A 20451-nucleotide genomic window follows, 5' to 3' on the forward strand; every position below is an offset into this window, starting at 1 on the left:
CCTTGCCAGGTCAGCGCAGGCTGTGGACGTAGGTGCCGATGGCGGCGCTCACACGGTCGATATCGGCGGAGGGGATGGACGTGCCGGTCGACTGGAGGATGAAGAAATAGGTGAGGGCCGCGGTGCAGATGTCGGCCTGCGCGCGCGGGAGTGTGCAGGTGATTCCTCGGGGATCGGCGTCCCCGTCGGCGACACGCAGCGTCGTGAGCGTCGCGCTGATGCGGTTCGCCGACGGCGGAGCGCCGCCCGTCGCCACATGGAAGTTCGGCGTAGTGGTCGGGATGGTCTTATGGGCGTCGTCGTAGACGCGCGCGCATTCCGGAAAGCCGCCGATCTTCTTGAGCTCAGGCGCGTCCTTGGCGAAGGCGCTGCACGCGATCCCCATCCTGACCCCGAAGCTGCTGACGTAGTAGGACGCCATGACTCCCGGGCCGCCCTCGCGGCCCACCACGGCGTTCATCCTCGCGGAGAGTCCGAGAATGACGTTGTCGCAGGAGAGACCGGCCGGCCCGATGAGATATTGCGGGGTTCCGTAGATCCCCACCCCGTAGACCTGGGCGCCCGTGGGAAGCGTCACCTGACGCGGCAGGCGCACGGCGGAGGGCGCGGGGCTCGGCCTTTCGGCGATCGGTGCCTTCGTCGTGCACGCCTTCGCGGTGACGATCTGGGGTGGGAGGTCGACCTTTCCGGCCGAGCCGGGGGTGGGGGCGGTGAACTTCTTGAGCGTCACCGTGAGGTCCTGCGGACTCTGGGCGAACGCCGGAGCGCTGTCGCCGCCGGCCGCGGCGGTCTGGCGGAGAGCGGCCTGGTCACGGTCGGGGATCTTGTAACCGACGAAGCGGAACCGCAGACTCACCCCGGCGGCGCGGGCGCGTGCCTTGATGGCCGCGCGCAGGCGGGCCGGGTCGGTGGCGCAGGCGTCGGCGCCGTGGCTGGTCACGACGACGATGCGGTTCTCCTTGCGGCCGCGGAACGGGTAGTGGCCGGAGAAGTCGTGGATCGCCGCGAGGATTCCGTCGTTCAGGGTGGCCTGGCCGTGGGGGGCGAGTTCGCGGACGGCACGGCCGATCCGCCGCCGGTTCCCCGTACCGCTGCCCACGACCTGTCGCGTGTCGGCCTTGTCGCCGCACGTGCCGCCGAAACGGCGCAGCGCGAGCGCCTCGCCGTCTCCCACGTTGGCCGCCACGCCGGCGAGCGAGGTCCTTAGGGCGCTGAAGTCGGCCGGGTCGGTGACCGAGGCGTCCACCAGGAACGTGGTGCGGTAGTCAGGTTCGGAACGGGCGACGAGGAAGACGGTCGCCCCGGCGGCGACCAGCACGGCCAGGACCACTGCCACGATCACCCAGCGGCGGCGCGAACGCGGCCGGACGGTTTCGGATAACGCATGCCCCGTCATGGGCCCATCATTGTTCATCAGCGCTGAGTCACGAATGGTGATCAACGTATTACAAATGTCGAGGCCTGGCCGAAAGCGGACGTGCCCCGGAACGCCGCCGGCAGCCGCTCTCGTACGACCGAGGTTTCTTTGAGATCTTGGTCTGAGCGCTCGAAATCCCACTGGAGGTGGAACCACGGTGCCCTTTCTTCCCTCGCTTCCCGAGAACGCCGTCGTCCTGGACGTGATGAAGGCCTTTCCCGAGTCCTCCAAGCCTCTGATCGACTATCACGAGGTGGTCCTTCGCGGCCCGTCCGCGCTGTCCGTCGGCGAGCGGGAGCTGATCGCGGCGTTCGTTTCCGGGCTGAACGCCTGCCGCTACTGCCGCGGCGTTCACGAGGCGGTCGCCAAGGAGTTCGGCGTCGAGGAGGGCGTGCTGGCCGCGCTGCTGGACGACGTCGAGACCTCGCCCGTACGGGCCGAGTTCAAGCCGCTGTTCGCCTACGTCCGCAAGCTCACCCTGACCCCCAGTGCGATGGCCCCCGAGGACGCCGCCGCGGTCTTCGCGGCGGGATGGGAGGAACAGACCCTCTACGACGCGGTCTCGGTGTGCGCCCTGTTCAACTTCATGAACCGCCTGGTCGAGGGCTTGGGAGTCAAGGCGGCCGACGACTCTTACTTCGCCGTCGCCGCCAAGCGGCTGTCCTCCGGCGCCGACTACTCCGGCTACCGGGGACTCATCGCACACGACCACGACGCCTGAGCCGTCCGGAGCGACACCGGCCGCGGGACGGGAGGTCGCGCCCCGGGGCCATCCCTCGATGAACTGGTAGTAGCCGACGATGCGGCCGCTCGGCGGCCCGCCGGACCTCCCCTCGGTCGTGGCCAGGGGAACGACTGTGCCGGGCCGGGTCTCCGTACGGTGATTCCCCGCAGGGAATCGCCGCACAGGATGGGTACAACCCCATAACCGAAACGTCGCCGGCGTGGGACGTGCGATTAATCTCGGCGAAGAGCAGGGCGTCTTTCCGGGGAGAACCCATGGTGCACAGGATGGACCCGACCGGCGGCAGCCCGCATGCCGACAACGTGCGTCTGCTCGCGCAAGGGGCCGTCGCCCCCGTGGTGCTGCCCGGCGAGGTCGCGGGCATGGCCGTTCTCGGGCACGACGCGCTCAAGGAGTTCCTCTCCCACCCCGACGTCGCCAAGAACGCCCGGCACTTCACCGCTCTGCGTGAGGGGCGGATCGCGACCGGCTGGCCCCTGCTGATGTTCGCCACCGTACGGGGGATGACCACGGCCGACGGCGACGACCACCGGCGGCTGCGGTCGCTGGTCAGCAAGGCGTTCACGGCCCGGCGGGTCGAGGGGTTGCGCGCGCGGATCGAGGCGTTGACGGCCGGCCTGCTCGACCGCCTAGAGGGGGAGGGCGACGTCGTCGACCTGTGCCGGCACTTCGCGATGCCGCTGCCGATCGGGGTCATCAGCGAGTTGCTCGGCGTCGACCCGGAGTACCGCGAGGCGCTGCACCACCTGTCCAACCAGGTCGTGGCCACGGACCTCGCCGCGGAGGAGGTCGTGGCGGCCAACGAGGAGCTGGTCGCCCTCCTGGCCACGATCGCCGCCGCCCGCGCCGAGCGGCCCGGGGACGACCTGACGAGCGTGCTGATCGCCGCCCGCGACGAGGACGGCGACCGGCTCGGCCCCGAGGAGCTCATCGGCACCCTGATGCTGATGATCATCGCCGGGCACGAGACCACGCTGGCGCTGATCATCAACGCGGTCCGCGCGCTGTGCGGCCACCGGGAGCAGCTCGACCTGGTCAGGACGGGCGCGGCGACCTGGTCCGACGTGGTGGAGGAGACGTTGCGCTGGGACGCGCCCGTCAGCTACTTCCCCTTCCGCTATCCGACCCGCGACCTGACGATCGGCGACACTGTGATCCCCGAGGGCACGCCCGTGCTGGCGGGCTACTCGGCCGCCGGACGCGACCCGCTGGCGCACGGCTCGGACGCCGGCCGGTTCGAGGTGACGCGGCCCCGCCGCGCCGGCGCCGCCCGGCACGTGTCCCTCGGCCACGGCGCGCACTACTGCCTCGGCGCGCCGCTGGCCCGCCTGGAGGCGACGATCGCGCTGGAACGGCTGTTCGCCCGCTTCCCCGACCTCGACCTCGCGGTGCCCGAGACCGAACTCCTCAGCCGCTCCAGCTTCGTGGGCAACAGCGTCCGCGCCCTCCCCGTACGGCTGGCTAGGCGATAGGCCCGACGTACACCCAGTCGCCGTCGTGGACGACGAAGCGGCTGTTCTCGTCCATGTGCCCGGGGCGGTTCCGCTCCACGTAGTGGGCGCGGAAGCGTACGGTCCCCTCGGTGTCGAGGAAGCCTCCGCCGGAGGTCTGGAGGATCTCCAGGCGCTCCCACCGCAGGGTCTCGTCGAGGCCGATCCGCGGCGGCCGCGTCGACGGGTGCCAGGTGCGCAGGAGGTAGGCCTCGTCGCCCACGCCGAAGGCACTGAACCGCGAGCGCATGAGCCGCTCGGCGGTCGGCGCCTTCGCGTCCCCGCTGTGGAACCGCCCGCAACACTCCTCGTACGGCGCGGGCAGCCCGCAGACGCAGCTCGGCATGCCCCTCATTGTGCCCGACGTGGCCGGGCGATCCGCGTCGTCGCTGGTCGGAGCGGGTTTTAAGTGAGACGGGCATCACACTCGTACGGGGATTCATGCCGGTCAAAGCGCTGTTCAAGCCCTGTGTCGGGAGAAACGGGGACCGACTCCCCGGTTCCACGGCGATCACGGGGACGGGGGTATCGATGTGAGCACAGTGGACCTGGCGCGCGACTGCGCCGCTCCGTGCCGCAGGGCCGACGCCTCGCGTAACCACGAGCGCATCCTGTCCGCGGCCCGCGCCGTCTTCGTCGAGCACGGGGCCGAGGCGCCGCTCGACGAGGTCGCCCGTCGCGCCGGGGTCGGCAACGCCACGCTCTATCGCCATTTCGGCGACCGCGAGGACCTCATCCGCCAGGTCGCCACGCACGTGATCGAGCAGGCCGCCGATGAGGCCGAGAGCGCGCTCGCCGAGGAGCACGACCCGTTCGAGGCGCTCCGGCGCTGCCTGCGGTCCGCCGCCTCCCACGGCATCGGCGCGGTGCATCCGGTCGTACGCGGCCGGTTCGTCAAGGACGAGACGTTCTTCGCCGTACGGGAGCGGGCCGTCGCCGCGTTCGAAGAGATCATGCGCCGCGCGCGTGAGAGCGGGCGGCTGCGTGCCGACGTGACCTTCGACGACGTCTGGGGAATGCTCGCCCGGCTCACCCGGCCCCTGCCGGGCGGCACCGGCTCCGACACCCGCGCCGCCCACTATCTCGAAATCCTCCTGGACGGCCTGCGCGCCCCCGTACCGGCCCCCTGAATTCGCCCCTGAATCCTGAACGCCGGCGCTGAACGAAGCGACGAAGTACCACCAACGCTGGAGAGATTTTCCGTAATGTCGATAACCGCACCGACCGCTCACCGGCACGGAGCCAAGGCCGCACCGCCGGCCGTCTCCCGCCGATGGACGGCACTGTTCTTCATCGCCCTCGCCCAGCTCATGGTCGTGCTCGACGCGACCATCGTGAACATCGCCCTGCCGTCCGCGCAGCGGGCGCTGGACATCTCCGACGGTAACCGGCAGTGGGTGATCACCGCCTACACGCTGGTCTTCGGCGGGCTGCTCCTGTTCGGCGGACGGATCGCCGACCTAGTGGGCCGCAAGCGCACGTTCCTGATCGGCCTGGTCGGCTTCGCCGGCGCCTCCGCCCTCGGCGGCGCGGCCGTGAACGAGGGCATGCTGCTCGCCGCCCGTGCGCTGCAGGGCGCGTTCGGCGCGCTGCTCGCGCCCTCGGCGCTCTCGCTCCTGGCCGTGATGTTCACCCAGCCGCGTGAGCGGGCCAAGGCGTTCGGCATCTACGGCGCGATCGCGGGCGGCGGCAGTGCCGTCGGCCTGATCCTCGGCGGCGTGCTGACGGAGTACCTCAACTGGCGCTGGGCGCTGTACGTGAACGTCCCGATCGCCATCGGCGCCTTCATCGGTGCCGCCGCGTTCGTGCACGTCACCTTGCCGACGCGCGGCCACCAGCGTGCCCGCCTGGACATTCCCGGCGTCGTCCTCGTCACCGCCGGGCTGGTCTCGCTCGTGTACGGCTTCACGCGCGCCGAGTCGGAGGGATGGGGCGAGCGCGGGGTGATCGGCCTGTTCGTCGCCGCCGCTCTGCTGCTCATCGCGTTCGTCGTCGTGGAGGCCCTGACGCGGGCGCCGCTGCTGCCCCTGCGCGTCGTCCTGAACCGGAACCGCGGCGGCGCCTACCTCGCGGTCGGCCTGGCCGTGATCGCGATGTTCGGGCTCTTCCTCTTCCTCACGTACTACATGCAGATCGTCAAGGGTTACTCGCCGGTCCGCAGCGGCCTGGCCTTCCTGCCGTTCACGGCGGGCATGATCACCGGGTCCACGCAGATCTCGGCGCGCCTGATGCACCGCGTGCCCGCGCGGGTCCTGATGGTGCCCGGGCTGGTCCTGGCCGCCATCGGGATGGCGCTGCTCACCCAGCTCTCGGTGCACAGCTCCTTCTTCGCCCTCATCCTGCCCGCCGAACTGCTCATCAGCCTGGGGCTCGGCTCCACGATGATGCCCGCCATGAACCTGGCCACGACCGGCGTCTCCCCGCAGGACGCGGGCGTGGCGTCCGCGATGGTCAACACCGCGCAGCAGGTCGGCGGCTCGATCGGCACCGCGCTGCTCAACACCATCGCCGCGACGGCCACCACGACGTACGTGGTCGCGCACGCCCACGGGCGGCCCACGCGGGAGCTTCTCGCGGTCGGCCAGGTGCACGGCTTCACGGTCGCGATCGCCTGGGGTGTGGGAATCATCCTGCTGGCCGCGGTCCTCGTCGCCGTGCTCATCAACGGCAAGGAGAAGCAGCGCCCGGCGGCCGAGCCGAAGGAGTCGCCGCGCGGGATCGCGGCGGAGCCGGCGCCGGAGCCGCTGCCGCTCGCGAGTGGCAGCGCGATCGGCGGCCGCATCCGCGGCGCCGGCGGCACCCCGCTCTCCGATGCCGTCATCACGCTGGTCGAGCTCGGCGGACGCCAGCTCGGCCGGGTCACGACGAAGGACGACGGATCCTACGACCTGGGCGTTCCCGCTCCCGGGTCGTACGTGCTCATCGCGGCGGCCGACGGCCACCAGCCGCAGGCGGCCACGGTCACGGTCGGCGGCGAGCCGCTCTTCTACGAGCTCACGCTGTCCGGTACGTCCGGCCTGACCGGTGTGGTGCACAGTGCCGTGACCGGCGCCGCGCTCGCCGGCGCGAGGGTCGTCGTGACCGACCTGCGCGGCGAGGTCGTCGCCTCCGCCGAGACGGACCAGAACGGCCGGTTCGCCATCGAGGACCTGGTGGCCGGTACGGTCACCGTGGTCGCCAGCGCGGACGGCCACCGGCCCAGCGCGCTTCCGGTCGAGGTGAACGGGCAGGCCACGACGCGGTGCGACGTGGAGCTGCGCGCCGGCGGCCGGGTGCGGGGAACCGTACGCGGCGGCGTGGAGGACCGGCCGCTGAGTGACGCCCGGGTCGCGCTGGTCAACGCCGCGGGCGACACGGTCGCGGTCACCACGACGAGCTCCGACGGCGGATACACCTTCACGGACCTGGACGCCGGGGACTACACGCTGACCGCCAGCGCGTACGAGCCCGCCACGGCCACGATGACCATCGACGGTCCGGACCAGGCCCTGGTCGACCTTCGCCTCGGCCACGTCGGCGAGTGATCGGATAATGGCCGGGTGCCGATACTCACTCACCCCGCCATGCCGTCCGGCGGCCTCGCGGGACGCGACCAGCCGGTTCTGAAGGTGGACGACTTCGTCCTGCGCCCCTGGCGGGCCCAGGACGCGCCCGCCGTCGCCGCCGCCTACTCCGAACCCGCCATCCAGCACTGGCACGCGCGGTCGATGGATGAGGACGAGGCCCGGACGTGGATCGGCTCATGGCCGGGCCGATGGGCGGAGGAGAGCGGCGCCGGCTGGGCGATGGCCGACGAGTCCGGGGTGCTCGGACAGATCAGCGTGCGCCGGCTGAACCTCATGGACGGTCTCGGAGAGGTGTCCTACTGGGTGCTGCCCGCCGCGCGCGGCCGCCGCATCGCGACGCGGGCCCTGTGCACGCTGAGCGAGTGGGTGTTCGACGAGCTCGGCCTGCACCGGTTCGAGCTCGCCCACTCGACGCTGAACGCGGCCTCGTGCGGGGTGGCGGACAAGGCCGGTTTCGCCTACGAGGGGACGAAACGGAGCGAGATGCTGCACGCCGACGGCTGGCATGACATGCACCTGCACGCCCGGCTGAGTGGCGACCCGCGCCCGGACGTCCTCGCACCGCGGTGATGACGATCTTGACACTGACTCCGTCGACCGCCTCCACCCGGCCCGCGAAGTCCCGGTCCCGGCCCCGGGTCGCCGAATCCGAGGTTCAGCCGCGCGATGTACGGGTCTCCGCTGCGAATTCGAGGTGAAATTCCGAAAAGATCGGTATTGACCGCGATGGTGGCTAGGGGATTTCGGTCTGCACCTCGGGGAAAACCCCTAGGCGAGCCATTACTCGGACTGTTCTTCCCCGGGGGCACTGTCAGGGGTACGGCGGCGGAATACGAGGGCCGTGACCGCGGCGATCAGCAGGCAGCCCCCGGCGAGCAGGAGTGTGGCCAGGGCCGCCGACTCGTTCCACAGGAACAGCTCGCGCGGCGGCAGCCGGTAGAGGATCGCGGTGAGGACCGGGCCCGCCACGGCGGCGGCCACGGACCGGGGCCAGGACCCGGTGCGCCGGGCGGCGAAACCGCCGACGACACCGGCGAACAGGAGGATCACCACCGCGACCGGCAGCATCGTCGTCACGTGGTAGCCGAGCTCGTCCGGCAGGTCCGGGACCGAGCCGCGCCAGGAGTCGAGGAAGTCCAGGTCGAGCGGCTCGACCATGCCCGCGTACACCACGGTGTTGGACACGAACCCGGTGAAGGCCAGCGCGGCGGCCCAGAGGAGCCCGGCGTACGCGGCCAGCCCCCGGCCGACGACCGGTACCAGCACGACGATCGCCGCCCCGACCGCCCCGAACAGGGTTCCGGTGATCACGGCGCGCACGGCCTCGTCGTGCAGGCCGTCGCCGCTGACGGAGGCCACCAGGGGCCACGTCGCGAGCGTTCCGGCGGCCGCCGCGAGCACGGTCGCCCAGCGGGCCGTCCGGCCGAGCCCGCGCCGAGCGCCGGCGAGGATGACGGCCAGCGGTACCGCCATCGCGCAGTACCAGGCGACCAGCGTGATCTGGACACCCTGAACACGGTCATCGCCCCCGCCGAAATCGGCGCCGAGAGTGGTGATGTCCGTGAGTTCCGCCGCGGCGACCTGGGCGAGGCCGAGAACGGCGCCCGCGGCCGCGGCGAGACTGAGAGCGGTGACATTGCGCAGGGCGTTCATAAAATGAAGGACTTTAACAGCGCTTGGCCTTAATAAATGGCTTTATGTACGGACTAGTTGGTATCTGCTCCCGGCGACCAAATCTTGCCGCGGGGACCCGGGCGCACGGACGCAAGACCGGGGAGTGCCAACGATGGGGGGCCGGGATCAGAAGATCTCACCGGTACGCATCCCACCTGCGGACCTCTATCTTGGCAGCCTCGCCCCCCCTCGGAAGGAACGCGTCCGTCATGGAGAATCCAGGGAGCCGGCCCGGTCCGGCGCCTCGATGGTGTTCCTGCCGTGTTCCCGATGAGGACGGGGAGCGGCACGGCGTCGGCCGCCGGCAGGTGCTCGGCGGGCTCACCGCGGCGGGCGCGCTCGCCCTCGCGGGCTGGCCCGGCGCGGCGGAGGCGGCGACGACCGCCGGACGCGACTCGGTGACCATCACGATCATGGGCACGTCCGACATCCACAGCCACGCGGTGAACTGGGACTACTACCTGGACGCCGCGTACAGCGACAAGGCCGGGAACGTCGTCGGCCTGGCGCGGGTGTCGAGCCTGGTCAAGCAGATCCGCAAGGACCGGGGGCAGGATCGTACGCTGCTGTTCGACGCCGGCGACACCATCCAGGGCACCCCGCTCGGGTTCTACTACGCCACCGTCGAGCCGATCACGACCACCGGGCAGATCCACCCGATGGCGAGGCAGATGAACGCGCTCGACTACGACGCGGTGGCGCTCGGCAACCACGAGTTCAACTACGGCATCCCGTTCCTGAAAAAGTGGATCAGCCAGATGGACGCGCCCGTCCTGGGCGCCAACGCCGTGCACGCGGGCACACGGACACCGGCGTTCGTGCCGTACATCATCAAGAAGATGCACGTCCCCGGGCATCCGCCGATCCGGGTCGGCCTGCTCGGGTTGACCAACCCCGGCGTCGCCATCTGGGACAAGGCCAACGTCTCCGGCAAGCTGGACTTCCTTGACCTGATCGAGACGGCCAAGCGGTGGGTCCCGAAGATCCGCGCACGGGGCGTCGACGTCATGGTCGTCAGCGCGCACGCCGGGGACAGCGGCCTGTCGTCCTACACCGGCGACATCCCGGTGGAGAACGCCTCGGCGATGGTGGCCGAGCAGGTCCCCGGAATCGACGCGATCCTCTTCGGGCACGCGCACATCGACGTCCCCCAGCGGTTCGTGACCAACAAGGTCACCGGCCAGACCGTGGTGATGAGCGAGCCGATGTGCTGGGGCGAGCGACTGTCCGTCTTCGACCTCACGCTGACCCGGGACCGCGGCCGCTGGAAGGTCACCGGCAAGTCCGCCACGACGGTCAACACCAACACGGTCCAGGAGGACCCGAAGCTCGTCGCGCTGGTCAAGAAGCAGCACGACAAGGTGGTCGCCTACGTCAACACGGACGTGGCCACCTCCACCGAGACGATGTCGGCGGCGGAGTCGTGCTGGAAGGACACCGCGATCCTCGACTACGTCAACCTGGTGCAGACCGAGACGGTGAAGAAGGCCATCGCGGGCACCGACAACGCCTCACTGCCGGTCGTGTCGATCGCCGCGCCGTTCAACCGCGCCGCGACCTTCCCGGCCGGGCAGGTCACGATCAAGGACATCGCCGGGCTCTACATCTACGACAACACGCTCCTGGGCAGCATCCTGACCGGCGCCCAGATCAAGGCGTACCTGGAGTACTCCGCGCGTTACTTCAAGCAGGTCGCGGCGGACGCCCCGGTCGACCCGGCGTCGTGGACCAACGCGAACAACCTGCCCGACTACAACTACGACCAGTTCTCCGGCGTGACGTACGACATCGACATCGCCAAGGCGGAGGGGTCCCGCATCCTCGACCTGGCCTACGAGGGGGCGCCGGTCGCCGACGACCAGCGATTCGTGGTCGCGGTGAACAACTACCGCCAGTCCGGCGGCGGCGGCTTCCCGGGCATCACCACCGCGCCGGTCGTCTACAACGCCCAGGTCGCGATCCGCGAGGCGATCGTCGCGTACGCCTCCGAGGCCAAGACCATCGACCCCGCGACCTTTCACGTGGAGAACTGGAAACTGGTCCGCGACGGCGTCCCGGTCTTCTGACGCGGTCATTCCTCGCCGGAGAAGCGCTCCCACGCGGACTGCCGGCTCATGCCGAGCGTCTCGCCGATGCGCGCCCAGGTCACGCCCATCGCGCGTGCCTTGAGCACCCATCCGGCGAGGTTGCGTTCGACCTGCGCGCCCGCCGCCGCGACCCGGGGCAGGTTGGCCAGCACCTCCTCGGGGCTGGTCACCTGGTCCCAGGGGGCCAGCCGCGAGCCGCCCTCGGGCGGCTTTCCCTCGATCACGAAGGTGCAGAGCCCCACGCACTCATCGCAGATGAACACGCCCGGCCCGGCCACAAGAGTGCCCACCTCGTTGTCCGGCCGCAGGCAGAACGAGCACTCCGCGATCACTGACTCCTCCGTCACCGCTGACATCGCCACTCCCTTGTGTCAGGTGTTTCCTGACGGCGTCAGGCATGACCTTACGCCGTCAGGAAACACCTGACAAGCTTCTAGGTGGCGAGCAGGGGGCCGGTCATCTCCCGCAGCCAGCGGCCGCGGTCCTCCGGTGGGCCCCAGGAGTCCTCGACGCGGCAGACGAGGAGGGCGCGTGCGGGGATGTTCCGGCGCGCGTACGCGGTCAGCTTGTGGTGGCCGTCGAGGATGACGTTCACCAGGAACCGCTCCTCGCACTCGGCCTCGACGTCGATGACCTCACCCCAGGTCAGCAGCACGGCCGCCGGGCGCCGGCCGGCCTCGATGTCGCCTTCGAAACCGGCGACCGTCTCCTCGGCCAGGGCGTCCAGGGGGCGGGTGGGGAGGACCGCGCCGTACGCGGGGCCGGGGATCGGGGCGCGGAGCTGGAAGTGGTCGGTGCCGGGCCACTGCGTGACGGGGTCGTCGTCGGCGAAGCCCTCCTCGGAGTCGCGCAGCGCGATCCGCCGGTACCACCACGCGGCCTCCGGGTCGTCCACGTGTTCCAGGTCGAGGTCGGCCAGGGCGAGCAGATAGTGGCCGGAGCGCAGCCCGCCCAGGAGCGGGGCGGCGGCGTCGATCAGCTCCGCGGTCAGCGCGGGCACGTCGCGCAGCGTCTCCCGCAGCCGCCCTGACAGCGCCGCCGCCTGCTCATCGGGCCAGCCGATCAGGCGCAGATTCGTCTCGCACGTCCCGCAGTCGGAGCCGACGTGGTAGACCGGCGTACCGGCCATGACCAGGGACTTGTCCCAGACTGGCCACGACGAGCCCGGCGACGGCGGGTCGTGCTCGATGCCGATCCGGCCCGCGCCGTCCCGCAGGATCAGCCGCGCGCGTACGGCGTCGAGCCGTTCGACGTCGGTGACGCGGGGCGGGGAGGGCGGCTCCGGCCGCGCCCAGGCCCGGCGGATGGCCTCCACGGGGTCCCCCGTCAACGGGAGTACCGGCTCGCGGCCGGTCAACCGGACCAGCGCGTGGTGGAGGTTCCAGACGGGACCCGGCTCAGGAGTACGGGCCAGCAGCGCGCGCAGGGACGGGATCGCGGACGGGTCGCCCATCAGCTCCAGGGCGACGGTGAACGCACCGTGTTCGAGACCGGCCAGGCCGGGCAGGCGCGCCACGATCTCGCCGGTGTACGCGGTGGCGCGCAGGCGGCCGAGCGCGATCGCGGCCGGGCCCCGCACGCCCGGTGTGTCCAGGTGTCGCGCGACGAGCGGCGCGAGCGACTCCTCCGCCGAGAAGCCCGCGGCGTCGACGGCGACGCGGACCTCTTCGGCCTCCGTCAGGAGACGAGCGAGGTGGTCTTCGGGAATCCGGACGTCAGGCCCGGTCAGCGTCCGCACCAGGTCCATGGCGTCCGGGCCGGTCGTGCCCGGGAGCAGGCCGAGGAGTACGGTCCAGGCGCCGATCCGGCCGAGCAGCCAGGACAGCCGCCGCCGCTCCTCACGCGCCGCCACCGCGTAGCGGGCGCGTACGAGCTCCGGAAGGTCGTCGGGGGGCTCGCGCGCCAGCCGTTCCAGCGCCGTCCACGGGTCCTGGGCCGAGACGGCGTGGACGAGCAACTCGGTCATCAGCCTGCTTCGACGGCCTTCTTGATACGCGCCGCGAAGGCGTCGGCGTCCTTGCGGGCCGCCCTGAGGGCCAGGCCGGCGATGAGCTTTCCGGCGCCGTGGCCTTCGAGGACGTTGAAGATGCGCAGGCGGGTCGTGCCCTCGGCGGCCGGGGTCAGGTCGTAGCCGCCCTCGGTCGCCGTCACCAGGTTCTTGGAGAGCTCGGTCCAGCGGATCTTGGTGGACGGCTCGAACTCGGTGATGCGGAACTCCCGCTTGGACGTCATCCCGGCGTCCTTGACCGTGCTGGCGTACACGGTGCCCACGGCGGTGGGGCCGTCCGTGAGCTTGGCGATCTCCTGGACGCGCGGGCTGAACTTGGGATCGTTCTCACCGTCGGCGAGGAACGCGAAGACCTCCTCGATGGGACGGTCGATCTCGGTCGTCGCTTCGAACTGACCGGCCATGGAACTCTCCTCTGATCTGCCGCTGACGCGGCGTGCAGGGCGAGTGTACGGAACCACGAACAGCCGTACAGGTCACGGTCCCGCGCTCAGAGCCTGCTCCGGCTCGCAGGACGGGCCGAGCAGGGGGCGGCGCGAAAGCGTCTCCGGCACGAGCAGCGCGCCGATGGTCTCGCGGCAGCGTTCCGGGCCGTCGATCTCCCAGGCGCGTTCGCGCGCGTAGACGCGTACGAGATCGTGGAAGCGGTAGCGGAGCCGGTACGCGGCGTCTCGGCCGGTCGCCTCGAGTAAGCGGGCGTCCACGAGCTGTTCCATCAGGTCGGCCGCCTCCTCCGGAGGCACGCCGAGCATCGGCGCGGCCCGCGACGCCGCGAAGTCGGGGGCGTTCAGCAGGCCCAGGCAGCGGAACAGCCGGGCGGCCCGCGGGCCGAGCGCCCGGTACGACAGCGCGATGCTGGAGCGGACCGCCAGCGACCCGTGGGTCAGCTCGTCCAGCCGCCGGCGTTCGTCGGAGAGGCGTTCGGACAGGTCGGCGAGGGTCCAGTGCGGTTTGGCGGCCAGCCGTGAGGCGGCGATCCGCAGCGCCAGCGGCAGCCGGCCGCACAGCGCCGCCAGCCGTACGGCCTCCGCCGCCTCGGCGGCGACCCGCTTCGGCGCGAGCGTGCGGTACAGCAGGGCGACCGCCTGCTCGTCGGAGAAGACGCCCAGCTCGACGTGGGCGGCCCCCGACAGCCCGGTGAGGCGGAACCGGCTCGTGATCAGCGCGGCCGCCGGCCCGTCGCCCGGGAGCAACGGCTGGACCTGCGTCTCGTCGTGGGCGTTGTCGAGGACGACCAGGACACGCCGGCCCGCCAGCAGGTGGCGGTACATCTCGGCGCGTTCCTCCCCGCCCGCGGGGATGATCGTGAGGTCCGCGCCCAGGTGGCGGAGGAAATGCCCCAGGACCTCGCGAGGTTCGCGGGGCGCCCGGCCCAGCCCGCCCAGGTCCGCGTAGAGCTGGCCGTCGTGGAACTCCCCGGCCGACGTGTGCGCGACCCGTACGGCGAGAGCGGTCTTGCCGACCCCGCCCGGCCCGCTCACCGCGACGATGGCCAGGTCCGTACGGCCGGCCGGGCGCAGGCTCGCGGCGAGTTCGCGCACCTGTTCCGTACGGCCGGTGAAGTCGGGAAGGTCGTGCGGCAGCATGCGGGGACGGGCCGGTACGGCGACGGGGCGTGGCTCGGCCTCGGGGTCGGGGAGCGTGCCACGCAGGATCGCCTCGTGGGTGGCCCGGAGTTCGGGGCCGGGCTCGACGCCGACCTGCTCGACCAGCAGGTCGCGGGCGGCGCGGAAGACCGCCAGCGCGTCGCTCTGCCGGCCGCCGCGGTACAAGGCGGACATCAGCAGGCAGCGCAGGCGCTCGCGCAGGGGATGGGCGGCCACGAGCGCGGTCAGCTCGCCGATCGCGGCCTCGGCGCCCTCGTACTCCAGCTCCAGTTCCAGGTACCGCTCGATGAGGGTCAGCCGCCGTTCGTCCCAGCGCGCGACGACCGGGCGGAGGACGGCGCTCGCCATGCCCTCCAGGACCGAGCCGCGCCACAGGCCGACCGCCTTGCGCAGCCGGGCCGCGGCGCCGCGCCCGTCACCGGCCAGGGCCATCTCCTCGGCCGCCGCGGCGTACGCGTCGACGGTGTCGAGGTCGAGGTTCACCAGTTCGGGGACCAGCCGGTATCCCGGCGGCACGGTCATGATCACCGGTGCCCCGGCGAGCACGGCCCGCAGCCGTGAGACGCAGATCGCGATCTGGTTCACCGCGGTGGGCGGCGGGTCCGCCCACACGGTGTCGACGAGCCGGTCGATGCCCACGACGTTCCCGCGGTTGAGGAGGAGCAGCGCGAGCGTGGTCTGCTGCCGCCCGGCGGGGATGCGGACCGGCCGCTCTCCGACCCGTACGTCCAGCGGTCCGAGGATCCGGGCCGTGACGATCGGCGGCGGCCCGTCAGGCACGCCGGTAGGCCCCTATGTAGCTGCCGGCCTCGGATGTCACGCGTCTCCAGGACTTGGTGCGGACGTCGAACTTGACGCCCGTACGGTCCACGGGCGTCAGGCCCGACTCGCCGGCCACCGCGTCGACCTCGGCCGGCGTCACGAACATCCGGTAGTGGTGGGTGCCGCGCGGGATCCAGCGCAGGACGTACTCCGCGGCGAAGATCACCGTCAGCGCGCTGCGTACGGTCCGGTTGATCGTGCTGACCACGAGCAGGCCGCCGGGGCGTACGAGCTCGCCGCACGAGCGCAGGAAGACCGGGACGTCCGCCACGTGCTCGGCCACCTCCAGGGAGACGACGACGTCGAAGCGCTCGCCGGCCGCGGCGAGCTCCTCGGCGGCGGCGACGCGGTAGTCGATGTCCAGGCCGGTCTCGGTGGCGTGCCGGCTCGCGGCGGCGATGTTGGAGGGCGCCACGTCCACGCCGACCACGCGCGCGCCCCAGCGGGCCAGCGGCTCGGCGACGTAGCCGCCGCCGCAGCCGACGTCGGCGACGCTCAGCCCGGTCAGGGGGCGCTCCTCCGTACCATCGGGCACGTCGAGGTGGGCGAGCACGACCTCGCGGATGTAGTCCTGGCGCAGGGTGCTCTCGCGGTTGAGCTGGCGGAAGCCCTTGGTGGGCGTCCACCACTCCTCGGCCAGGGCGTCGAAGTGCGCGGCCTGCCGCCGGTTCACCGAGGTCGGTCCGGTCGCCTCGCTCATGTTCATTTCCTCACTTCTCCCTGGGTTCTCGTGGCCCGCGACGAGCGGGCGAGCAGCCAGCCGCCCACGACCGCGCAGACGACGGCGGAGACGGCGAACGGGCTGCGCGCGCCGGCCAGGTCGGCCAGCTCGCCGGACAGTGGCGCGCCGGCGGCGGTCGTGCCGAACATCAGCAGATAGAAGGTCGCGAAGGCGCGGGCGCGGTACTCCAGCGGAGCGCCGGTCTGGATGAGCACGTTGGCGATCGAGGTGAGCGCCCCGATCACCGCTCCGGCCAGCGCGGCCAGTACGAGCAGCGCGGCGAACGACCTCGGCACGAGCAGCCCGGCGTTGCACACGGCCAGGGCCAGGATCGCCGCGGTGAACGCGCGGCTCGACAGCCTGCGGTACTTCAGCAGGAGCAGTCCGGAGCCGAGCGCGCCCGCCGCGACGGCGCTGAGCAGGGCGGACAGACGCGTCGCGTCGTCCCCGTACAGCGAGGCCGACAGGAGCGGGATCGTCACCTGCTCGTTGATGGCCACGAGGGAGACGACGAGGAAGGCGATCACCGCTACGGCGAAGTCGCGGTCGCGCATGCAGACCCGCATCGCCGCGAGCCAGCCGCTCCGGTCGGGCTTCTTGGCCGGTACGGGGACGAGCGAGTGGCGGAGGGCGACCAGCGTGCCGGCGGCGACGAAGAAAGAGACGCTGTTGATCGCGATGCACGTGGCGGGCCCGACCGTGGAGATCATGGCGACGGCGAGGAGCGGCCCGGCGAACCGCGACACGTTGTAGATCATGCCGGTGGCGACGATGGCGCTCGGCCACCGCTGCAGCCCGACGAGCTCGGGCAGGAACCGCTGCCGTGCCGGCGCCTCGAACGCGGTCACCGTACCGGCCAGGAGCACCGCGAGGAGGATCAGCCCGAGGTTGCCGCCCCAGAGCAGATAGCCGCCGAAGAAACCGGCGAAGATGATGCCTAAGGCCAGGTTGACGCGGATGCAGAGGCGTAACGCGTCGATCCGGTCGGCGACCGTCGAGGCGTACGGGGTGAGCAGGACGAGCGCGAGCATCCCGGCACCGGTCACGACGCCGAGGGCGAGACCGCTGCGCCCGTCCCGCAGCAGGATGTACGGCAGCGCCGTGCGGTAGACCCAGTTGCCGACTCCGGACAGCACCTGCCCGCTCAGGAATACGCGGTATCCGGCGGACGGCCGCCTTTCCGTCGCCGTCTGCGTCATTTCATCGGGTTGGATTCGGGCTTCATGGGGAAGACGATCTGAATGCCCGCGACCGAGCACATGAGGGTTCCATCGACGTCACAGAATTCGACGTTGACGTGAATCGCCTGCCGTGTCTTCTGCGTCACCTTTCCGGTGATCCAGAGTACGCCTTTTCTCATGGGGCGATAGAACGTGACGTTCATCTGGATGGTGCGGAAGACGTTCTCGTCCTCGAGCACCGTCATCGTCGTGTGGCCCATCACCTGGTCGGCGAGCGCGCCGAGGTACCCCCCGAAGAGCTGGCCGCCGATGGTGAAGAAGTCCGGATCGATCTCCCACTTGGTGACCACCTGGCCGGTCTGCCAGGAAACGATGTCGGGAAGACGGAGTATTTCAACGACCGTTGGCTTGTTGGCCTGGCCGGCTTTGATTTTGTCGAGACGATCCGTCCAGATTGTCATCTGACTCCTCGCTCAGAGTAAACGCGCGACACCGCCGTTCTCGGGGGTGCGGTGTCGCGACACCGGGAGGATCGCCTATTTTCCTAATTGGCCGCAAGGACGAGGAAGTCGACCAATCGTCGCATCCGACCGTGGCCGCCCCGCCCGTATCGGCGCCGCCGCGCGCCGAGCCGCGATGAAGTGGGAAAACGCTCTCCGGGCCGGGGGAATCGTTGAAGATTCATCGGCTGGCCGGTTTCGGTCGCTTCCAAATTCCGGAAAGCGCCGTGCAAAGCCCGCCATTTTCTGACCACTCTCGTGGCGTTACGGGCAGTCGATCACCTGAGCGGCGTAGCTCAGCCCGGCGCCGAAGCCCAGGAGCAGCACCGGGTCGCCGGACCGTACGCGGCCCAGGTCGATCAGCCGGGCCAGGCCGAGCGGGATCGAGGCGGCGGAGGTGTTGCCCGACGCGATGATGTCGTCGGCGACGGCGATGCCGGTCACACCGAGAGCGGCGGCCAGCCGGTTGATCATCCTGAGGTTGGCCTGGTGCGACACGAACCCCTTGAGGTCGGACGTCGTGAGGCCGGCCGCCCGGCACGCGGCCTCGGCGACCGGCGGCATCTCGGTGGTCGCCCAGCGGTAGACCGCCGGTCCGTCCATCCGGATGGTGGCGTACCGGTCGGCGATGCCGAGCAGCCCGCTCCGGCTTCCGTCGCCGCCCCACACGACGGGGTGGATGGCGGCCTGCGTGGCAGGGGTGACCACGGCCGCGCCGGCGCCGTCGGCGAAGACCGTCGCGGTGTCGACGTCATCGGGGTCCACCCAGTCGGTCATCCGCTCGGCCCCGATGACGAGCGCGCAGCGGCTGAGCCCGGACCTGATCAGCCCGTCGGCCGCCCCGAGCGCGTAGCTGAAGCCGGCGCAGGCGGCGTTCACGTCGAAGGCCCCCGCGCCGGGCACGCCGAGGCGCGCGGCGACCTGGGAGGCGATGCTGGGCATCGGCGAGGGCGCCGAGCAGGTCGCGAGGATGACCAGGTCGACGCGGGCGGCCGGTTCGCCCGCCGCCGCGAGTGCCTTGGCCGCCGCCGCGGCGGCCATCTCCACGACGGACTCACCGGGTCCGGCGAACCGCCGCCGTCGTACGCCGAGCCGCCGCTCGATCCAGGCTCCGGTGACGCCGAACCGCTTGGCGATCTCCTGGTTGCTGACGACCCTGCGCGGCCGGTAGCCGGCGACACCCGCCAGCCGGGCGCCGGCCGTCATCCCGCGCTCTTCACCGTTCGCGCGTGCGCGCGTATCTGGTACATGACATGGGCGGAGTAGAAGAAACGCGCCGCACGTTCGCGCAGGTACATGACCGACTCCTCCTCCTTCGTGTCGTAGAAGGAGATGAAGTCGCAGACGTCGGGACGGCCCAGCACGTGCAGCGGCTCGTGGTAGGTCGGGACCAGCCCGAAGTTGGTCAGCGCGGGGATGGCCGTGCTGCGGATGACGCCCGCCAGCGCGTCCACGCCGCTGCGGTGGCCGGAGAGCGCGCACCCGAAGAGCAGCAGGGCCGAGGCGGTGCCGTTCCGGTGGTCCGGCGCGACCGCGAAGTTGTTGACCTCCCAGATGCGCCGCGGAGGGACCGACAGGTGCTCGGCGAGGTGGTCGGCCAGCTGCTCGTTCTTCGACGCGTCGCGGAACGAACAGGTGCCCACCAGCCCGTCCTCGATGTGCATCACTCCGTAGCGCCGCGTCCGCGCGTCCGGCAGGAAGCTCTCGGAGAAGATCCGCGCCTCGCTGAACGACGCCCTCACCAGCGCGTCGTACGCGTCGTGCTCGTCGGCGGCCAGCGGGCGGAACCGGTAGTTGCGCACGTCGGCGGCGGAGTCGCCCGAGCACGCGTCGAAGGGCGTCAGGGTGCCGTCGGGCTGGGCGACGATGCCGTCGAGCGCCGCCCGAAAATCCATAATCGTTGACATCTCATCGACTCCGGTCGTTCAGCGGGCGAGGCCGGCGGGCCGGGGGCCGGCCCGCCGCGGTGGTCAGACGGCGCCGAGCACGTCGCTGAAGAGCTGGCCGTAGTAGAAGACGGTCATCCGGCGGGCGTGGACGATCTTTTCCACCTCTTCGTCGCTCAACGGCAGCTCGTTGACGCCCTGGCGGACCTCCTCGACGTGGCGCACGTCGAGCACGCCGTGGCTGCGCAGGAAGGTCGTCGCGCCGTGCGGGATGTCGTACTCCTTCTCGAGGATGTCGGCGTACGGGGTGGCGAGGTCGGCGCCGAGCCCTTCGGTCGCCATGGCGACCCCGAGCACGCCGATGGGGTTCTCGATGGTGCAGATGTAGTAGAGCTGGGACACCATCGCCCAGGAGCCGGGCCCCATTCCCGCGTCCAGAATGGGCTGCGGGTCCAGGCCGAGTTCCTTCAGGTCCTTGACGCAGAACAGGTCGTGGTTCTGCTCGGTCCGCGCGACGTCCTCGAACCACTCCCGAAGCTCGGGCCGCTCGTCGCCGAGCCGCGGGGGGACGAGCGCGGTGGCCTTGGAGGTGTGCCCGACCAGGTGGTACGTCTCTCGCAGGTAGGCCACGTAGTGGTCGCGTGTGATCTTGCCATTGGTGAGGGCGGCGAAGAGCGGGTGGTCGAGGATGTAGCGCTGGTAGTCGTTCGCGGTCGCCTCGAGCACGTAGCTGAAGTTGTCCATTTC

At 71.0% G+C, this 20451-nt stretch carries 19 protein-coding genes; 6 read left to right on the forward strand and 13 right to left on the reverse strand.

All coding sequences use genetic code 11. The features are described from left to right. Nucleotides 1-10: 10 nt before the first annotated feature. Entirely contained in the window at nucleotides 11-1336 is a 1326-nt protein-coding gene (locus QWU11_RS23850) for a hypothetical protein (protein WP_290116594.1), read from the reverse strand. Nucleotides 1337-1574: 238 nt separating this feature from the next. Here QWU11_RS23850 and QWU11_RS23855 point away from each other — a divergent pair, with 238 nt between their 5' ends. Beyond that, entirely contained in the window at nucleotides 1575-2138 is a 564-nt protein-coding gene (locus tag QWU11_RS23855) for a peroxidase-related enzyme (protein ID WP_290116595.1), read from the forward strand. Nucleotides 2139-2416: 278 nt separating this feature from the next. Further along, entirely contained in the window at nucleotides 2417-3634 is a 1218-nt protein-coding gene (locus QWU11_RS23860) for a cytochrome P450 (RefSeq protein WP_290116596.1), read from the forward strand. Here QWU11_RS23860 and QWU11_RS23865 read toward each other — a convergent pair. Then, a complete protein-coding gene (locus tag QWU11_RS23865; RefSeq protein WP_290116597.1) occupies nucleotides 3624-3998 on the reverse strand; it encodes a YchJ family metal-binding protein in 375 nt (124 codons plus the stop codon). The two genes, QWU11_RS23860 and QWU11_RS23865, sit on opposite strands and share 11 nt — an antisense overlap. A 187-nt stretch (nucleotides 3999-4185) precedes the next feature. Between QWU11_RS23865 and QWU11_RS23870 the strand changes: the two genes are divergently transcribed. The 3 genes from QWU11_RS23870 (at nucleotide 4186) to QWU11_RS23880 (ending at nucleotide 7788) form a co-directional block, all read left to right on the forward strand. Continuing rightward, nucleotides 4186-4782 carry a TetR/AcrR family transcriptional regulator gene (locus tag QWU11_RS23870; protein WP_290116598.1) on the forward strand — a complete coding sequence of 199 codons (597 nt, stop codon included), beginning with the start codon at nucleotides 4186-4188 and terminating at the stop codon, nucleotides 4780-4782. A 75-nt stretch (nucleotides 4783-4857) separates the two neighbouring features. After that, nucleotides 4858-7176, forward strand: a complete 2319-nt coding sequence (locus QWU11_RS23875; RefSeq protein ID WP_290116599.1) for an MFS transporter — start codon at nucleotides 4858-4860, stop codon at nucleotides 7174-7176. Between the two features lie 15 nt (nucleotides 7177-7191). Next, nucleotides 7192-7788 (forward strand): GNAT family N-acetyltransferase, encoded by a 597-nt coding sequence (locus QWU11_RS23880; protein WP_290116600.1) that lies wholly within the window; start codon nucleotides 7192-7194, stop codon nucleotides 7786-7788. A gap of 210 nt (nucleotides 7789-7998) precedes the next feature. Here the strand turns inward: QWU11_RS23880 and QWU11_RS23885 are convergent, their stop codons facing one another. Beyond that, on the reverse strand, nucleotides 7999-8871 hold the full coding sequence (locus QWU11_RS23885) for a hypothetical protein (RefSeq protein WP_290116601.1): 873 nt from the start codon (nucleotides 8869-8871) through the stop codon (nucleotides 7999-8001). Between the two features lie 230 nt (nucleotides 8872-9101). On the opposite strand from QWU11_RS23885, the gene QWU11_RS23890 reads away from it, so the two are divergent. After that, nucleotides 9102-10958 carry a 5'-nucleotidase C-terminal domain-containing protein gene (locus tag QWU11_RS23890; RefSeq protein ID WP_290116602.1) on the forward strand — a complete coding sequence of 619 codons (1857 nt, stop codon included), beginning with the start codon at nucleotides 9102-9104 and terminating at the stop codon, nucleotides 10956-10958. A gap of 5 nt (nucleotides 10959-10963) precedes the next feature. Here the strand turns inward: QWU11_RS23890 and QWU11_RS23895 are convergent, their stop codons facing one another. From QWU11_RS23895 to QWU11_RS23940, 10 genes are all read right to left on the reverse strand, one after another. Continuing rightward, a complete protein-coding gene (locus QWU11_RS23895) occupies nucleotides 10964-11335 on the reverse strand; it encodes a ClpX C4-type zinc finger protein (RefSeq protein ID WP_290116603.1) in 372 nt (123 codons plus the stop codon). 77 nt (nucleotides 11336-11412) lie between these two features. Beyond that, on the reverse strand, nucleotides 11413-12945 hold the full coding sequence (locus QWU11_RS23900; protein WP_290116604.1) for a hypothetical protein: 1533 nt from the start codon (nucleotides 12943-12945) through the stop codon (nucleotides 11413-11415). Then, nucleotides 12945-13391 (reverse strand): SRPBCC family protein, encoded by a 447-nt coding sequence (locus tag QWU11_RS23905; RefSeq protein ID WP_290116605.1) that lies wholly within the window; start codon nucleotides 13389-13391, stop codon nucleotides 12945-12947. The genes QWU11_RS23900 and QWU11_RS23905 overlap by 1 nt, the downstream gene beginning before the upstream one ends. Before the next feature lie 72 nt (nucleotides 13392-13463). Next, on the reverse strand, nucleotides 13464-15374 hold the full coding sequence (locus tag QWU11_RS23910) for a BTAD domain-containing putative transcriptional regulator (RefSeq protein WP_290116606.1): 1911 nt from the start codon (nucleotides 15372-15374) through the stop codon (nucleotides 13464-13466). Continuing rightward, nucleotides 15367-16116 (reverse strand): bifunctional 2-polyprenyl-6-hydroxyphenol methylase/3-demethylubiquinol 3-O-methyltransferase UbiG, encoded by a 750-nt coding sequence (gene ubiG, locus QWU11_RS23915; RefSeq protein ID WP_290116607.1) that lies wholly within the window; start codon nucleotides 16114-16116, stop codon nucleotides 15367-15369. The genes QWU11_RS23910 and ubiG overlap by 8 nt, the downstream gene beginning before the upstream one ends. 2 nt (nucleotides 16117-16118) lie before the next feature. After that, complete coding sequence (locus QWU11_RS23920) at nucleotides 16119-17336, reverse strand: MFS transporter (RefSeq protein ID WP_290116608.1); 1218 nt, start codon at nucleotides 17334-17336, stop codon at nucleotides 16119-16121. Then, nucleotides 17333-17779 carry a PaaI family thioesterase gene (locus QWU11_RS23925; RefSeq protein ID WP_290116609.1) on the reverse strand — a complete coding sequence of 149 codons (447 nt, stop codon included), beginning with the start codon at nucleotides 17777-17779 and terminating at the stop codon, nucleotides 17333-17335. The genes QWU11_RS23920 and QWU11_RS23925 overlap by 4 nt, the downstream gene beginning before the upstream one ends. A 303-nt stretch (nucleotides 17780-18082) precedes the next feature. Further along, on the reverse strand, nucleotides 18083-19024 hold the full coding sequence (locus tag QWU11_RS23930; protein ID WP_290116610.1) for a beta-ketoacyl-ACP synthase 3: 942 nt from the start codon (nucleotides 19022-19024) through the stop codon (nucleotides 18083-18085). Next, on the reverse strand, nucleotides 19021-19713 hold the full coding sequence (locus QWU11_RS23935) for a hypothetical protein (protein ID WP_290116611.1): 693 nt from the start codon (nucleotides 19711-19713) through the stop codon (nucleotides 19021-19023). The genes QWU11_RS23930 and QWU11_RS23935 overlap by 4 nt, the downstream gene beginning before the upstream one ends. Before the next feature lie 75 nt (nucleotides 19714-19788). Next, a complete protein-coding gene (locus tag QWU11_RS23940) occupies nucleotides 19789-20448 on the reverse strand; it encodes an iron-containing redox enzyme family protein (protein WP_290116612.1) in 660 nt (219 codons plus the stop codon). Nucleotides 20449-20451 lie beyond the last annotated feature (3 nt).

It is taken from the genome of Actinomadura sp. DC4, assembly GCF_030406325.1.
Taxonomy (GTDB): Bacteria; Actinomycetota; Actinomycetes; order Streptosporangiales; family Streptosporangiaceae; genus Actinoallomurus.

Coding starts and splice junctions, on each gene's coding strand:
- QWU11_RS23860 (WP_290116596.1), top strand. CDS start 2,417: ATGGTGCACAGGATGGACCCGACCGGCGGCAGCCCGCATGCCGACAAC.
- QWU11_RS23865 (WP_290116597.1), bottom strand. CDS start 3,998: ATGCCGAGCTGCGTCTGCGGGCTGCCCGCGCCGTACGAGGAGTGTTGC.
- QWU11_RS23875 (WP_290116599.1), top strand. CDS start 4,858: ATGTCGATAACCGCACCGACCGCTCACCGGCACGGAGCCAAGGCCGCA.
- QWU11_RS23885 (WP_290116601.1), bottom strand. CDS start 8,871: ATGAACGCCCTGCGCAATGTCACCGCTCTCAGTCTCGCCGCGGCCGCG.
- QWU11_RS23890 (WP_290116602.1), top strand. CDS start 9,102: ATGGAGAATCCAGGGAGCCGGCCCGGTCCGGCGCCTCGATGGTGTTCC.
- QWU11_RS23895 (WP_290116603.1), bottom strand. CDS start 11,335: ATGTCAGCGGTGACGGAGGAGTCAGTGATCGCGGAGTGCTCGTTCTGC.
- QWU11_RS23900 (WP_290116604.1), bottom strand. CDS start 12,945: ATGACCGAGTTGCTCGTCCACGCCGTCTCGGCCCAGGACCCGTGGACG.
- QWU11_RS23905 (WP_290116605.1), bottom strand. CDS start 13,391: ATGGCCGGTCAGTTCGAAGCGACGACCGAGATCGACCGTCCCATCGAG.
- ubiG (WP_290116607.1), bottom strand. CDS start 16,116: ATGAGCGAGGCGACCGGACCGACCTCGGTGAACCGGCGGCAGGCCGCG.
- QWU11_RS23920 (WP_290116608.1), bottom strand. CDS start 17,336: ATGACGCAGACGGCGACGGAAAGGCGGCCGTCCGCCGGATACCGCGTA.
- QWU11_RS23925 (WP_290116609.1), bottom strand. CDS start 17,779: ATGACAATCTGGACGGATCGTCTCGACAAAATCAAAGCCGGCCAGGCC.
- QWU11_RS23930 (WP_290116610.1), bottom strand. CDS start 19,024: ATGACGGCCGGCGCCCGGCTGGCGGGTGTCGCCGGCTACCGGCCGCGC.
- QWU11_RS23935 (WP_290116611.1), bottom strand. CDS start 19,713: ATGGATTTTCGGGCGGCGCTCGACGGCATCGTCGCCCAGCCCGACGGC.
- QWU11_RS23940 (WP_290116612.1), bottom strand. CDS start 20,448: ATGGACAACTTCAGCTACGTGCTCGAGGCGACCGCGAACGACTACCAG.